Origin of the sequence: Nocardioides epinepheli (genome assembly GCF_037936805.1) — a bacterium.
Classification (GTDB): Bacteria; Actinomycetota; Actinomycetes; order Propionibacteriales; family Nocardioidaceae; genus Nocardioides.
Genome location: NZ_JBBMMC010000003.1, coordinates 238921 through 251585 on the forward strand (window position 1 = coordinate 238921; position 12665 = coordinate 251585).

Annotated in this window: 14 protein-coding genes; 10 read left to right on the forward strand and 4 right to left on the reverse strand. The window is 72.3% G+C overall.

Annotated features, from left to right (window positions below; translation table 11 throughout):
- Window positions 1–45 precede the first annotated feature (45 nt).
- Together WMR31_RS06110 and WMR31_RS06115 are read left to right on the forward strand one after the other, a co-directional pair.
- On the forward strand, window positions 46–579 hold the full coding sequence (locus tag WMR31_RS06110) for a SigE family RNA polymerase sigma factor (protein WP_340537893.1): 534 nt from the start codon (window positions 46–48) through the stop codon (window positions 577–579).
- On the forward strand, window positions 576–1733 hold the full coding sequence (locus WMR31_RS06115) for a hypothetical protein (RefSeq protein ID WP_340537894.1): 1158 nt from the start codon (window positions 576–578) through the stop codon (window positions 1731–1733). Before WMR31_RS06110 ends, WMR31_RS06115 begins: the two co-directional genes overlap by 4 nt.
- Window positions 1734–1809: 76 nt before the next feature.
- Here WMR31_RS06115 and WMR31_RS06120 read toward each other — a convergent pair whose 3' ends face one another.
- Window positions 1810–3018 carry an arginine deiminase gene (locus tag WMR31_RS06120; protein ID WP_340537895.1) on the reverse strand — a complete coding sequence of 403 codons (1209 nt, stop codon included), beginning with the start codon at window positions 3016–3018 and terminating at the stop codon, window positions 1810–1812.
- A gap of 101 nt (window positions 3019–3119) precedes the next feature.
- On the opposite strand from WMR31_RS06120, the gene WMR31_RS06125 reads away from it, so the two are divergent.
- Both WMR31_RS06125 and WMR31_RS06130 read left to right on the forward strand, forming a co-directional pair.
- Window positions 3120–3521, forward strand: coding sequence for a DUF4446 family protein (locus WMR31_RS06125; RefSeq protein WP_340537896.1), 402 nt, complete (start codon window positions 3120–3122; stop codon window positions 3519–3521).
- A gap of 40 nt (window positions 3522–3561) precedes the next feature.
- Window positions 3562–5223, forward strand: coding sequence for an MFS transporter (locus tag WMR31_RS06130; protein WP_340537897.1), 1662 nt, complete (start codon window positions 3562–3564; stop codon window positions 5221–5223).
- Between the two features lie 28 nt (window positions 5224–5251).
- On the opposite strand, the gene WMR31_RS06135 is transcribed toward WMR31_RS06130, so the two are convergent.
- Complete coding sequence (locus WMR31_RS06135; protein WP_340537898.1) at window positions 5252–5665, reverse strand: nuclear transport factor 2 family protein; 414 nt, start codon at window positions 5663–5665, stop codon at window positions 5252–5254.
- Window positions 5666–5740: 75 nt separating this feature from the next.
- On the opposite strand from WMR31_RS06135, the gene WMR31_RS06140 reads away from it, so the two are divergent.
- Complete coding sequence (locus tag WMR31_RS06140; RefSeq protein WP_340537899.1) at window positions 5741–6274, forward strand: RNA polymerase sigma factor; 534 nt, start codon at window positions 5741–5743, stop codon at window positions 6272–6274.
- Window positions 6271–7134 carry a hypothetical protein gene (locus WMR31_RS06145; protein WP_340537900.1) on the forward strand — a complete coding sequence of 288 codons (864 nt, stop codon included), beginning with the start codon at window positions 6271–6273 and terminating at the stop codon, window positions 7132–7134. Before WMR31_RS06140 ends, WMR31_RS06145 begins: the two co-directional genes overlap by 4 nt.
- Window positions 7135–7194: 60 nt before the next feature.
- Here WMR31_RS06145 and WMR31_RS06150 read toward each other — a convergent pair whose 3' ends face one another.
- Window positions 7195–8817 (reverse strand): bifunctional phosphatase PAP2/diacylglycerol kinase family protein, encoded by a 1623-nt coding sequence (locus WMR31_RS06150; RefSeq protein WP_340537901.1) that lies wholly within the window; start codon window positions 8815–8817, stop codon window positions 7195–7197.
- Window positions 8818–8934: 117 nt separating this feature from the next.
- Between WMR31_RS06150 and WMR31_RS06155 the strand changes: the two genes are divergently transcribed.
- From WMR31_RS06155 to WMR31_RS06170, 4 genes are read left to right on the forward strand one after another with little or no spacing between them, the layout of a single operon-like run.
- The gene (locus tag WMR31_RS06155) at window positions 8935–9807 is read left to right on the forward strand and encodes an HAD family hydrolase (RefSeq protein WP_340537902.1); all 873 of its coding nucleotides are present in this window, start codon (window positions 8935–8937) and stop codon (window positions 9805–9807) included.
- A complete protein-coding gene (locus WMR31_RS06160) occupies window positions 9804–10286 on the forward strand; it encodes a GNAT family N-acetyltransferase (RefSeq protein ID WP_340537903.1) in 483 nt (160 codons plus the stop codon). The genes WMR31_RS06155 and WMR31_RS06160 overlap by 4 nt, the downstream gene beginning before the upstream one ends.
- Window positions 10283–11098 (forward strand): HAD hydrolase family protein, encoded by an 816-nt coding sequence (locus tag WMR31_RS06165; RefSeq protein WP_340537904.1) that lies wholly within the window; start codon window positions 10283–10285, stop codon window positions 11096–11098. The genes WMR31_RS06160 and WMR31_RS06165 overlap by 4 nt, the downstream gene beginning before the upstream one ends.
- An 8-nt stretch (window positions 11099–11106) precedes the next feature.
- Window positions 11107–11922 (forward strand): hypothetical protein, encoded by an 816-nt coding sequence (locus tag WMR31_RS06170; RefSeq protein ID WP_340537905.1) that lies wholly within the window; start codon window positions 11107–11109, stop codon window positions 11920–11922.
- A gap of 19 nt (window positions 11923–11941) precedes the next feature.
- On the opposite strand, the gene WMR31_RS06175 is transcribed toward WMR31_RS06170, so the two are convergent.
- Window positions 11942–12640, reverse strand: a complete 699-nt coding sequence (locus tag WMR31_RS06175; RefSeq protein WP_340537906.1) for a bacterial proteasome activator family protein — start codon at window positions 12638–12640, stop codon at window positions 11942–11944.
- Window positions 12641–12665: the final 25 nt, after the last annotated feature.

Sequence of the window (12665 nt, forward strand, 5' to 3'; positions counted from 1 at the left end):
GCCACCGGACTGAACCGGAACGAGCACGGCCGGCGTCTCCAGGGCATGAGGGGAAGCAGCGGGGATAGAACCCTGGAGGTGCAGCGGGTGGTCGGTGACGCCGCCTCGTACGAGGAGTTCGTCCGGGCGCGCTCCGGGGCGCTGTACCGGACGGCGTACGGCCTGACGGGCACCCGCGCCGATGCCGAGGATCTGCTCCAGGTCACCTTGGTGAAGGTCTACCTCTCCTGGGGCAAGGTGCGGCGGGCTCGGTCGCCGGAGGCCTATTCGCGGCGGGTGCTGGTCAACGCGTTCCTGTCCGGACGGCGTCCGGGGCGGTTCACTCGCGAGCACCTGGTGGCGGCGCCACCGGAACCCAGGGGAGCGCCTCCCGAGGCCGACCCGAGCGAGGCGCTCACCCTCTGGCCGCTGGTGCGCGCCCTTCCGCCGCGCCAGCGCGCGGTCATCGTCCTTCGCTACGTCAACGACCTGTCGGAGGCCGAGATCGCCGACGCCCTCGGCTGCGCGCCCGGCACCGTGAAGTCGACGGCGTCCGCGGCCCTGGCCACCCTGCGTTCCCGGATGGGAGAACCGTCATGACCGACCTCGAACAGCGACTCTCCGACGAGCTCGGCGGCCTGGACGTCTCGCCCCCCGACGTGGACGTCGCCGCGCTGGAGCGGCTCGGACGGCGCGAGCGCACTCGTCGCCGGGGACTGATCGCCGCCGCGGTGGCCGTCGTGGTCGCGGCCACCGGCGGCGTCGCGATCGCCGTGGGTGGGGGAGACCGCGACCGCGAGATCGCGCCGGCTCCGCCGGGGCCGAGCCAGACCGCCGAGTCGACGACGGCCGGCGCCTTCCCCTGGTGGCACGGCGGCGTGCTGCACGCCGGCGACGCCGAGCTTCCGGTGCGGCGCGTCCACGACGTCACCTATGCCGGAGGGGTCACCCTCGCCACGGTGGAGCAGCCCGGCAACAGGTGGGAGCTGGTGCTCCTCCACGACGGCGCGGCAGAGCTGATCGCCGAGCGCGAGTACGAGTTCATCCCGTTCCAGGCGGTGCTGTCGGCCGACGGCTCCACGGTGGCGTGGTCGGAGCGGGTCGACGACGCCACGCGCAGGATCACCGTGCGCGCCGTCGACGGCGGCGAGGTGCTCGGCACCCGGACCGAGAAGGTGCAGGCGGCGGGCGGTGACGGCAGCGGCGACGTCTGGCTCGCCTCGGTCGACGCCGACGGACGCTTGGTCTACAGCATCTGGGAGACCTTCGCCTGGCGGCCGGACAGTGAGCCGGTCGAGGTCACCGGGATCCGCACCCAGCCCGCGCAGGGCCGCCAGGCCTGGCCCGGCGGACTGATGTTCCAGGGCCGGGGGGAGGGCACGTTCGACGTCCCCGGCGTCTACGGCACCATCGACGACGACGGCCGGTTCTCCGAGAAGGGTCGGGTCGAGGTCGACCAGTCCGGGGCCTGGTCGACCGACGGCGGTGTCTTCGCCTGGCCCGGCGATGCCACCGGCGCGGCGGTCAAGGCCGACACCGACCGGCTGTGGGTCGAGGGCCCCGACCGCGAGCGCGCCGAGATCCCGCTCGACGACGCCCTCCTCGGCATCGTCGGCTGGGAGGACGCCACGCACGTCGTCGTGGCCACCGGAGCCCGACGCGACCTCACCGTGAGCACGTGCGACGTCGTCGAGGCCACCTGCGCCACGGTGGAGAACGGCCCGCCGCCGGCCGCCCAGCTGCCGCTCGAGTGAACCAGGTGGTCAGGCGAGAGTTCGCCGAGTCGGCGTTTGTACTAAGCAGAAGTGCCGACTCGGCGTGGCAGGACGACTAGGGCAGCGGATCCCGGTCGATCGGGCAGCTCATGCAGCGCGGCCCGCCGCGGCCGGAGCCGAGCTCGGAGCCGGCGATCTTGATGACCTCGATGCCAGACTCCTCGAGCCGGTCGTTGGTGGCGTCGTTGCGCTCGTAGGCCACCGCCAGCCGGGGCGCGAGCGCGAGGGTGTTGTTGCCGTCGTCCCACTGCTCGCGCTCGGCGGTGACGGGGTCGAGGCCGGTGTCGATGCGGTGCAGGACGTCGATGCCCATCGCCTCCGCCGCGGCCTCGTGGAAGGGTCGCTTCTCCGCCACCGCGAGCTGCAGGGTGCCGTCGTCGCGATGACCGTCCGGGGTCACGGCGTAGGCCACGAGTGAGTCGGCCATGTTCTCGTAGACGACCATCTTGTCGACGTCGACCATCGTGCAGATGGTGTCGAGGTGCATCGTCGCCCGCTCCTGCGCGATCGGCACGGCCAGCACCGTGTGGGCGAGGTCGTCGTCGAAGACCTGCCGGGCCAGCCGCTCGGCGCCGGCCGGGGTGGTGCGCTCCCCGACGCCGACCGCAACCACCCCGGGTGCCAGCAGCAGCACGTCGCCACCCTCGACGTGCTCGCGGTGCGAGCCGTGGATCCGAGGGGTGTCGGCAAAGCGGGGGTGGCGGGAGTAGATCAGCTCGGTCAGCTCGGTCTCGCGCTTGCGGGCCGGCATCGCCAGCGAGGTGATCGCCACCCGGTCGCGCACCCACACTGAGGAGTCGCGGGTGAACAGCAGGTTGGGCAGCGGGTCGATGAGGAAGTCGTCGTGGGTGAGCAGCGAGGTGACCAGCCCGAAGCCGCCGCGCACCTCGTCGTTGCGGATCCCGGCGGTCAGGTACGTCGTGAGGTCGGCCGGGTCGGCGTCGGCGAGGAAGCCGTCGAGGTAGTGCCGCATCGTGTCGCCGAGGTCGAGGCCGGCCAGCGCGGCGTCGATCGCCTCGGCCCGGGCGGCGTCGTCGGCGAGAGTCTCGGTGAGCAGGTCGGTGAGGTAGAGCACCTCGACGTCACGCTCGCGCAGGGCCGCCGCGAAGGCGTCGTGCTCCTCCTGGGCCCGCGCCACCCACGGAATGCCGTCGAACAGCAGCCGGTCGTTGTTGCGCGGGGTGAGGCGGCTCAACTCGGGACCGGGGCGATGCAGCATCACCGTTCGCAGCTTGCCGACCTCACTGTCTGCTCCAAGCGCCATAGCCGCACCCTATGGTCTCGACCGGCCGGCCAGCCATCGCCGGGCGCGGCGCTCGGTGCGCCTGCCCGCCGAGCGCCGCGTCCCGACCTACCGTGTGCGGCATGGTCGAGGCGCTCGCGGTGGTGGCAGTCGTGTTGGCGGCGGCCGCCCTGGTGCTCGCCGTGGTCGCGTTGCGACGCACCAGCCGTCGCGCCGACGGCTCCGACCTGCCCCAGGACGTGCAGGGTCTTCGCCAGGAGGTCGCCGCCCTGCGGGCCGAGAGCGCCGACGTGCTGCGTCACCTCGCCGTCGTGCGCTACGACGCGTTCGGCGACGTCGGTGGTCACCTCTCGTGGAGCCTGGCGCTGCTCGACGACCACGGCGACGGCGTCCTGCTGAGCTCGATCCACGGGCGCAGCGAGGCGCGGTCGTATGCAAAGAACGTCACGAAGTGGACCTGCGAGCAGCAGCTCTCGCCCGAGGAGGACGAGGCCATCTCGCTGGCCCGTCCGAAACGGCGGTAGGTCGCAACCACTGTCGGAGCCCGGGCGTAGCGTGACGCCGGTGACCAGTCCCGAGGCGGCCCCCGCGACCCGTGATCCGAAGTGGTGGACCCTCGCCGCGGTGTGCACAGGAGTATTCATGCTCCTGCTCGACATCACGATCGTGAACGTCGCCCTGCCCGACATCCAGATCGAGCTGTCGGCCACGCTGTCGGACCTGCAGTGGGTGATCGACGCCTATGCGTTGAGCCTCGCCTCGCTGCTGCTCACTGCCGGCTCGCTCGCCGACCTGTACGGCCGCAAGCGGATGTTCGCGATCGGCACCGTGCTGTTCACGCTCGGCTCGGTGGCCTGCGGCGCGGCCCAGAGCGTCGGCTTCCTCACCGCCGCCCGCGCCTTCCAGGGCATCGGCGGCGCCGCCATGTTCGCCACCGCCCTCGCCCTGCTCGCCTCGGCGTTCACCGGCAAGGACCGCGGCGTCGCGCTGGGCCTCTTCGGCGCCACCACCGGCGTGGCCGTCGCGATCGGGCCGGTCCTCGGCGGTCTGCTCACCAGCGGCCTGAGCTGGCGCTGGATCTTCTTCGTCAACATCCCGATCTGCGTGGTCGCACTGGCCGTCACGATCGTCCGGGTCCAGGAGTCGCACAACCCTCGCGCCGGCTCGCCGGACTGGGCCGGGTTCCTGTCGTTCAGCGGGGCGCTCGGCCTGCTCGTCTACGGGCTCATCCGGGCCGGGGAGGACGGCTTCGGGGACGCCTGGGTGGTGGCCTGCCTGGTCGGCTCCGGGTTCCTGCTCGTGGTCTTCCTCGCGGTGGAGGTCGGCGCCCGGCACCCGATGTTCGACCTGCGCCTGCTGCTCAAGCCCACGTTCACCGGAGGCCTGATCGCGGCCTTCGGCGTGTCCGCCTCGATCTTCTCGGTCCTCACCTACCTGGTCATCTACGTGCAGAACGTGCTCGGCTACTCCGCGGTCCAGACCGGTCTCCGGTTCCTGTTCCTCTCGGCGATGTCGTTCGTCGCGGCCGCCCTCGCGGGCCGGCTCACCGAGCGGATCGCCGTCAAGTGGCTGATCGGGCCCGGCTTCCTCATCGTCGGCGCCGGCATCATGCTGCTGCGCGGCATCGCCGAGTCCAGCGACCCGGGGGAGTGGACCCACCTCATCCCCGGACTCGTGGTCTCCGGCATCGGGATCGGGCTGATCAACCCGCCGCTGGCCTCGACGGCGGTCGGCGTGGTCGAGGTGGCCCGCTCGGGCATGGCCTCGGGGGTCAACTCCACCTTCCGCCAGGTCGGCATCGCCACCGGCATCGCGGCCCTCGGCTCGATCTTCGCCCACCAGGTCGGCGACTCGATCACCTCCTCGCTGAAGGGCACCCCGGTCGCCGACCGTGCCGACCAGATCGCCGGCGCCGTCACCGGCGGGCAGGTGCAGGCCGTCGCCGCCCAAGCCCCACCGGAGGCGCGCGGGGAGATCCTCAGCGCCACGACCACGGCCTTCGTCGACGCCCTCAACCACATCCTGCTGCTGGCCGCCATCGTCGCCTTCGTCTCGGCGGTCTTCTCCTTCCTGCTCATCCGGCAGCGCGACTTCGTCGTCCGCGAACACCCCGGCGGCGCGCCGTCGGACACCGCCGACCTCGCCCCCGACTACGTCGGGCCCGAGGTCACCGGCCGGGGTGCCCACATCCGCGACGAGGAGCCGGGCAAGCACCTGCCTGCGTGAATCCAGGCTGAGCTCGCGCCAGACCTACCTACCCACCCTTCGTGAGCTCGGCCCCCATCGCGGCGATCACCGCCTCGAGCCCCTGCACCGGTCGGATCATCACCGTGAACGACGTCAGCCGCTGATCGGCGCCCCAGCGGAGCATGTCGACGCCGTGGACGGTCTTGCCGCCCACCTCGCACTCGAACTCGAGCACGGCCGAGCCGGCTCCGTCCGGCGCGACGTGGGACCACTCGTCGAGGTAGCGCAGCGTCGGTCCGAGCACGGTGATAGCGGCGCGCAGGTAGGCGGTCGTGATCTGCTTGCCCTCCTGCGGTGTGTGCACGGCCGGCGAGCGGAAGACGCAGTCGTCGGCGAGGAGAGCGTCCAGGCCGGAGGGGTCGAGGGTCCGGGCGATCTCGTGCCAGGCCTGCAGCGGAGCCGGAGGAGCGGGAGTCGACATGGGGCCAGTCAAGCGCAGCCTCGAGAAGAGCCGACGGCGGGAGCAACCTCCGTGCCGTTGAGACGTCCCTTGAGTATGACCACCACGACCGAGCTCGGGACCAGGCGGCAACGGCACTTGGACGCCGACGACCTCGCCGAGCTCTACGCCGCCCACCGCCTCGCGCTGGTGCGTCTCGCGGTCCTGCTCGTCGACGACCAGGCCTCGGCGGAGGACGTCGTCCAGGACGCGTTCGCCTCCCTCGCGACCCGACTCCACAAGCTCCGCGACCCGAACGCCGCCGTCGGCTACCTGCGCACCTCGGTCGTCAACGGCTCCCGTTCGGCGCTACGACGACGCCGGACCGCGCGCGGCTACGTGCCGCCCAGCGAGGCCGAGCCACCCGGCCCCGATGACCGGGTGGTCCTCGCCGAGGAGCACCGCGAGGTCCTGGCCGGGCTCGACCGGCTCGCGCCGCGGCAACGCGAGGTGCTGGTCCTGCGCTACTGGTCGGGTCTCTCCGAGGCCGAGATCGCCGAGGCGTGCGGGATCTCCCGCGGCGCCGTCAAGTCCACCGCCAGCCGCGCCCTCGACGCGCTGGAGAAGATCCTCAAGGGAGACGCCCGATGAACGCCCCGAGCAGCCCCACCGACCTCGAGTCCCGTCTCACCGCGGCGTTGAACGCCCGCGCGGGGCAGGTGGCCCCAGAGGACCTCGGCCCGGCCCGACCGCCGGCCACCGTGTCGCCGCTGCGCCGGCGCGTCCGGGTCGGCGCTGGCCTGGCCGCGGTGGGCGCCGTGGCCGCTGCGTCGGTCATCGCCGTGAGTGTGATCAACCACGACGACGAGCGCACGGTGCCCGGCGGGCCCGCCACCGAATCGACCTCTGTCGCCACCGACCCGACCACCGGCCCGACGACCGACACCACGACCGGACCCGCCGACAAGACCCCGCAGACCCCGCAGGTCCCGGTCGATCCGGCAGGCCTCCTCCCGCAGGACCAGCCGATGGCGCTGGACGGGGGCGCCACCGCCGACTTCGCCGACGGGTCGAGCGCGGTCCTCGACGGCGACCGCCTCGTCGTCACCGATGGCGGCACCGAGTACGCCACCACGATCGAGGGCCTGCGCGCCGAGCCCTACCTCTCGGTGGTCCAGGTCGTCTTCGGCACCGGCAACGGCTACCTCGTGGCCCAGAGCGGCGGCGGTGACTCGAACTCCCAGACCGTCTACGTGCCCGAACCAGGCGGCCTCGCCGCAGTCCAGCCGGACAAGGGGGCTCCGTTCGGGTACGCCTTCGCTGAGGGATTCGGCGGCTACCAGACCTGGACCGTCGGCGACGGCGAGCACCTGGTGACTGTGGAGCAGATCGGCACCCAGGGCAGTAGGTGGAAGGCCTGGGAGTGGCAGCTGGATGGCACCACGCTGCTACCTACACCGCTCGGCACGGTCTGCCTCGACTTCCAGGCCGAGACCGCCGCCACCTGCTGACCCCTCAAGCACGCCGAGTCGGCATTTCTGCTTAGTACAAACGCCGACTCGGCGTCCTGGTCAGCGTGGCACCCGCACCAGCAGCCGGCCCGGGATGCACTCCATGTGCAGTTCGCGGCCGGCGCCGATGGAGTCGCCGTCGAGCTGGCGGGGGGTGTCGGCCGAGGCGCGCAGGGTGACGGTGCGGCCGGTCATCCGGTTGATCGTGTCGTCGGTGCGCGAACGCTTGGCGAGCACCCGCACCGCCAGCGGGATCCAGGACAGGAACCGTCGCGGATAGAGCATCACGACGTCGAGCTGCCCGTCGTCGATCGCCGCGTCGGGCAGCAGGGGCATGCCGGCCTGGAGGTAGCCGACGTTGCCGACCACCACGGTGCGGGCGCGGTGTCGGGTGTACTCGCCGCCGTCGATGGAGATCTCGATCCGGGTCGGCGGATACATCAGCGACTTCAACGCCGAGATCACGTACGCGAGCCAGCCGACCTTCTTCTTGATGTCCTCGTTGACGCCCTCCATGATCGCGGCGTCGAAGCCCATCCCGGCCATCACCAGGAAGTGGCTCTCGAACCCGCGGTGCCCCTCGACGTCGACGGGCTCGATGTCGCCCTGCGGGTCGCCGCCGTCGCCACGCACCGCCACCATGTCGATCGCGCGGTCCTGGCCGGTGAGGGCGATGTCGACCGCGGCGCGGATGTAGAGCGGGATGTCGAGGTTGCGGGCCAGCAGGTTGCCGGTGCCGGCCGGCACGATCCCGACCGGGATGCCGGTGCCGGCCAGCTCCGCGCACACCTCGCGCACCGTGCCGTCGCCGCCGCACACGATCACCAGCTCCGCCCCGGCGACCGAGGCCTGCTCGGCCTGGCCGGTGCCGGAGTCCTCCACCGTCGTGAAGTACCAGAGCGGGTCGCGCCAGCCGGCCTCGCGGGCCATCGAGGTGACCGTCTGCTGGAAGGTCTCGACGTCCTCGACCTTCACCGGGTTCAGCACGACGGCGAGTCGCTTGGTCGAGGGCACCGCCTCCGGCAGCGGCTCGACCTTGAGCGCGTGGCTGCGGGGGAGCGGGGTGAAGACGACCAGGCCCAGGATCGTCACCCCGGCACCGAGCAGCACGCCGCCGACGACGTCGCTGGGGTAGTGCCGGCCCAGCATCAGCCGGTCCGCGCACACCACCACGACCAGCACGAGCATCACCACGACGATCAGCCGCCGCACGGTGCCGCGGCGGATCAGCATCACCGCCAGGACGATGGCCACCCCGGCGAAGGCGCCGATCCCGGAGGCGTGTCCGGAGGGGAAGGAGCCGTTCTCGAGCAGGTGGTCCGGGCTCTGCCACTCCGGACGCGTGCGACCCACCCAGACCTTGAGGCCGGTCGTCGCCAGCGCCGTGACCAGCGGGACGCCGGCGGCATAGATCGCCGCCCGCCGATGCCCCTTGATCAGTAGCAACGCCGCCAGCAGGACCGTGTAGCAGGTCAGTGCGATCGTGCCGAAGACGTCCTCGATCACGTACAGGACCGACTTGAGTCCGGCGTCGTCGATGGCCCACTGCCGTGCCGAGCGACCGCGGTGGTCGATGTCGACCAGCCAGTCCCACTGCTGGTTCACCGCCAGCCCGAGGAACGCGAGCAGGGCGAAGCAGCCCACCGCCCAGCCGAGCTGGGTCGAGCGCGATCGGTCGAGCAATGGGGCCCCTTCGTCTTGGATCGGCGGTGCGGATCGCACGGAAGGGGCCAGTATGACCAACAGCCGGTTCGGAGACCGCTTCGGGAGCCGCTGGAAACCGGCTACTAGCCTCGTCCCATGACCGCGGCCGAAGAACACCCGGAGGAGAGAGCCGGCCTGCCCGGGTGGACGCCACGGCTGGTTGCCCTCGACATCGACGGCACCCTGCTCAAGTGGGTCGAGGACCGGGGGACCACGCACGAGGAGGTCACCCCGGCGGTCTATGACGCCGTGCACCGCGCCCTGGACGCCGGCGCGCACGTCGTCCTGGCCTCCGGTCGCTCTCCGCACGGCATGACCGTGATCGCCGACCTGCTCGACCTGCACGGGCACGACGACGACCGGCTCTGGGTGGTGGCCAGCAATGGCGCGGTGATCTTCCGCTACCTGCCCGGCGGCGAGGTCGAGGTCGTGCACGAGGAGACGTTCGACGCCGCGCCCGCGGTCCGCGCCATCCTCGACCTGCGGCCCACCGCCCGGGTCGCGATCGAGGACCGCGGCCGCGGCTACCGCGTCACCAACCCGTTCCCCGAGGGGGAGCTGAGCGGCGAGATGGTCACCATCAGCGTCGACGACCTCGTGGCCGAGCCGGTCAGCCGCGTCATCATCCGCGACCCCGAGGCCACCGCCGACGACTTCGTCGAGCTCGGCCGCAACCTCGGACTGCACGGCACCGACTACGTCGTCGGCTGGACCGCCTGGCTCGACCTGACGCCGGTGGGGGTCTCGAAGGCCTCCGGTCTCCAGCATGTCTGCGACGAGCTCGGCCTCACCCCCGACGACGTCCTGGCGATCGGCGATGGACGCAACGACCTCGAGATGCTGGGGTGGGCCGGCCGCGGCGTCGCGATGGGTCAGGCGGTCGACGACGTCCACCTCGCCGCCGATGCGACCACCGACTCGGTCAACGACGACGGCGCCGCGGTCGAGATCAGCCGCTGGTTCCCGTGAGCATCCCGGCGCGGGTCGAGACCGAACGGCTCCGGCTGATCCTGATCACCCCCGACGACGCCGCCGACATGCTCGCCGGGCGCCGCCAGGGCCGCTGGCACCCCGACTACCCGCGCCAGGACGACGCCGACGTCGCCGCCACGGTGCGACCCGGTGCGAGCCCGTGGGGTCCGCGCCACGTGGTCTACGAGCAGCAGGCGGTCGGCACGATCGGCTTCTACGGCCCGCCGGACGAGCACGACGAGGTGGAGATCGGCTACGGCCTGGTCCAGGCCGTGTGGCGTCGAGGCATCGCCACGGAGGCCATCGCCGGCCTGCTCGGCGAGACCGACCGGATCGGCGTCCGGGTGCGCGCCAGCGTGCTGCCGTTCAACGTGATGAGCCTGCGGGTGCTCGCGAAGTCGGGGTTCACCGAGCTCCGCGGCAGCGACGAGGAGGGCCAGCTCGTGATGGCGCGGCCGCTGCCGGGCAGCCGATGAGCGACATCAAGGTCGCGGCCACCGACCTGGACGGCACTCTGCTCCGCAGCGACGGCACCGTGTCGGGTGCCACCCGGCGGGTGCTCGCCGCCGTCGAGGAGTCCGGCGTGCCGGTGGTGTTCGTCACCGCGCGACCGTTGCGCTGGATGGACGACCTCTGGCCGATGGTCGGCGCCCACGGCCTGGCGGTGGTGAGCAACGGCGCCCTGGTGTACGACGTCGCCGCCCGCGCCGTACGCCGGGTGCGCGGCCTGGCGCCCGAGCCGGGACTAGACGTCGTCGCCGCCGTCCGGAAGTCGGTGCCGGAGGCCTCTTTCGCGATCGAGACCGTCGAGGGGATCCGCCTCGAGGCCGGCTACCCACACGACCGGGACGATCACCAGGCACCGCCCGGCAGCCCGGTCGGGCCGATGGACACGCTGTGGGACGGGCCGGCGCTCAAGCTGCTGGTCCGGCACCCCGGCACCGACCACGACGGCTTCCGCGAGCGTGTCGAGCAGGCGGTGGGCGAGGCCGCGATCGTCACCTGGACGGTGCCGGGCCTGCTCGAGATCAGCGCACCCGGCGTCACCAAGGCCGCCGCGCTGGCCGAGGTGTGCGCCGACCTCGGAGTCGAGGCCGCCGACGTCGTCGCGTTCGGCGACATGCCCAACGACGTGCCGATGCTGACCTGGGCCGGGACGTCGTACGCGGTGTCGGGCGCCCACCCCTCGGCGATCGCCGCCGCCGACCATCTCGCGCCCAGCAACGACGCCGACGCGGTGGCCCAGGTCCTGGCCCGTCTGGTCCCGATCGGGGCCGATCTGTTGTGATATCCGATGTGATCGACCGTGCGACGCACTCCGCTCTGCAGCCGCGGCTGCTCCGGGCGCTGCTGGGACTGCTGCTCGGCGCCCTCGCGGTGCTGGCGACGGGCGCGCTGCCCGCCGACGCCACGGTGACCTCGAAGCGGGCCGCAGCGCCCGCCGCGGGCGCCGCCGTCGACGCCGAGCGAGCCATCTTCACCGGCTCGTTCGTCGGACGTCCGGTGGTCGAGGGAGTGGGTTCGGAGCGCACCCGCAGCTACCAGGTCGAGGTCTCGGAGGTCTTCGGCCCCTACGACATCACCACCGAGCGGGTCACGGTCCGCTCGCGCGCCGAGCTGGAGTCGTGCACCGACCCCTCCCAGCGCCCTGGGCAGGGCGATCGCACCGGCCGCGAGCCGTCGGACACCGCCAAGCCCGACCCGACCAGCTCGGAGACGCCCACCGACGGCGCCACCGATCCCACCACCCCGGCGACGCCGATCGACCGGCAGCTGCGGCTCTTCGACGCCACCGTCCAGGACGGCATCTACGTCATCACCGACTGCAAGGACGTCGTGCTGGCCTCCGACACGGTGCTCACCCAGATCGTGCGGCAGTTCGGTGAGGGCCGGCCGGTAGGCGGCGAGACCCCTCCGGCCTCCGAGCCGCTGGCCGACGTCGGCTTCCTGTGCCCCGACACCATGGACGCCCTCGACATCGACAACGACCGGACCTGCCCGACCCTCGAGCCCAGTCAGTCGTTCAAGCGGGCCGCGGCGCCCGGACTGGCGCTGGTGATCGTCGGCCTGCTCGGACTGGTGCTGGTCCGCCGGCTCGGCCGGCGCACCTGATCCTGACCAGGCTGAGGCCCTACAGGTACATCCCGCCCGAGCTGGAGCGGTCGTCGTCGGCCGGTGCCTGCTGCGGCTGGCCGGGTGCGCCCATCGGCGGCTGTCCGGGCTGTCCGGGCATCCCGGGAACCGCGCCGCCGGGCAGGGCGCGACGCATCTGCTCGAACTGGGCGCGCGCGGCGAGCTGCTGGGCGTAGATGGCGGTCTGGATGCCGTGGAAGAGTCCCTCGAGCCACCCGACCAGCTGCGCCTGGGCGATGCGGAGCTCGCCCTCGGACGGCGTCGCGCCGTCGGCGAAGGGCAGGGAGAGCCGCTCGAGCTCGTCGACCAGCTCGGGCGCCAGGCCCTGCTCGAGCTCCTTGATGGAGGCGGCGTGGATCTCCTTCAGGCGCGCCCGGCTGGCCTCGTCGAGGGGCGCCGCCTTCACCTCCTCGAGCAGCTGACGGATCATGCTGCCGATCCGCATCACCTTGGCCGGCTGCTCGACCAGGTCGTTGAGGTTGCGGACCGCCTCGTCGCCGGCGTCCTCGCCGCCCGCGGCGGCGGCGAGCATGGAGGCGGGCACGGTACCGACCGCCTTGCCGTCGGGGCCGACGATGACGACCTGCTGCTCGCCCTGTTGATCGGCGGGCTCACCGCCGGGCTGGCTGGCAGTCTGATCGGTGGGCTGGTCGCCGGCCTGCTCGGTGGCCTGGTCGCCGGTCTGCTCGGAGCTCATGGGCCCCACCGTACTGACTGTCGCG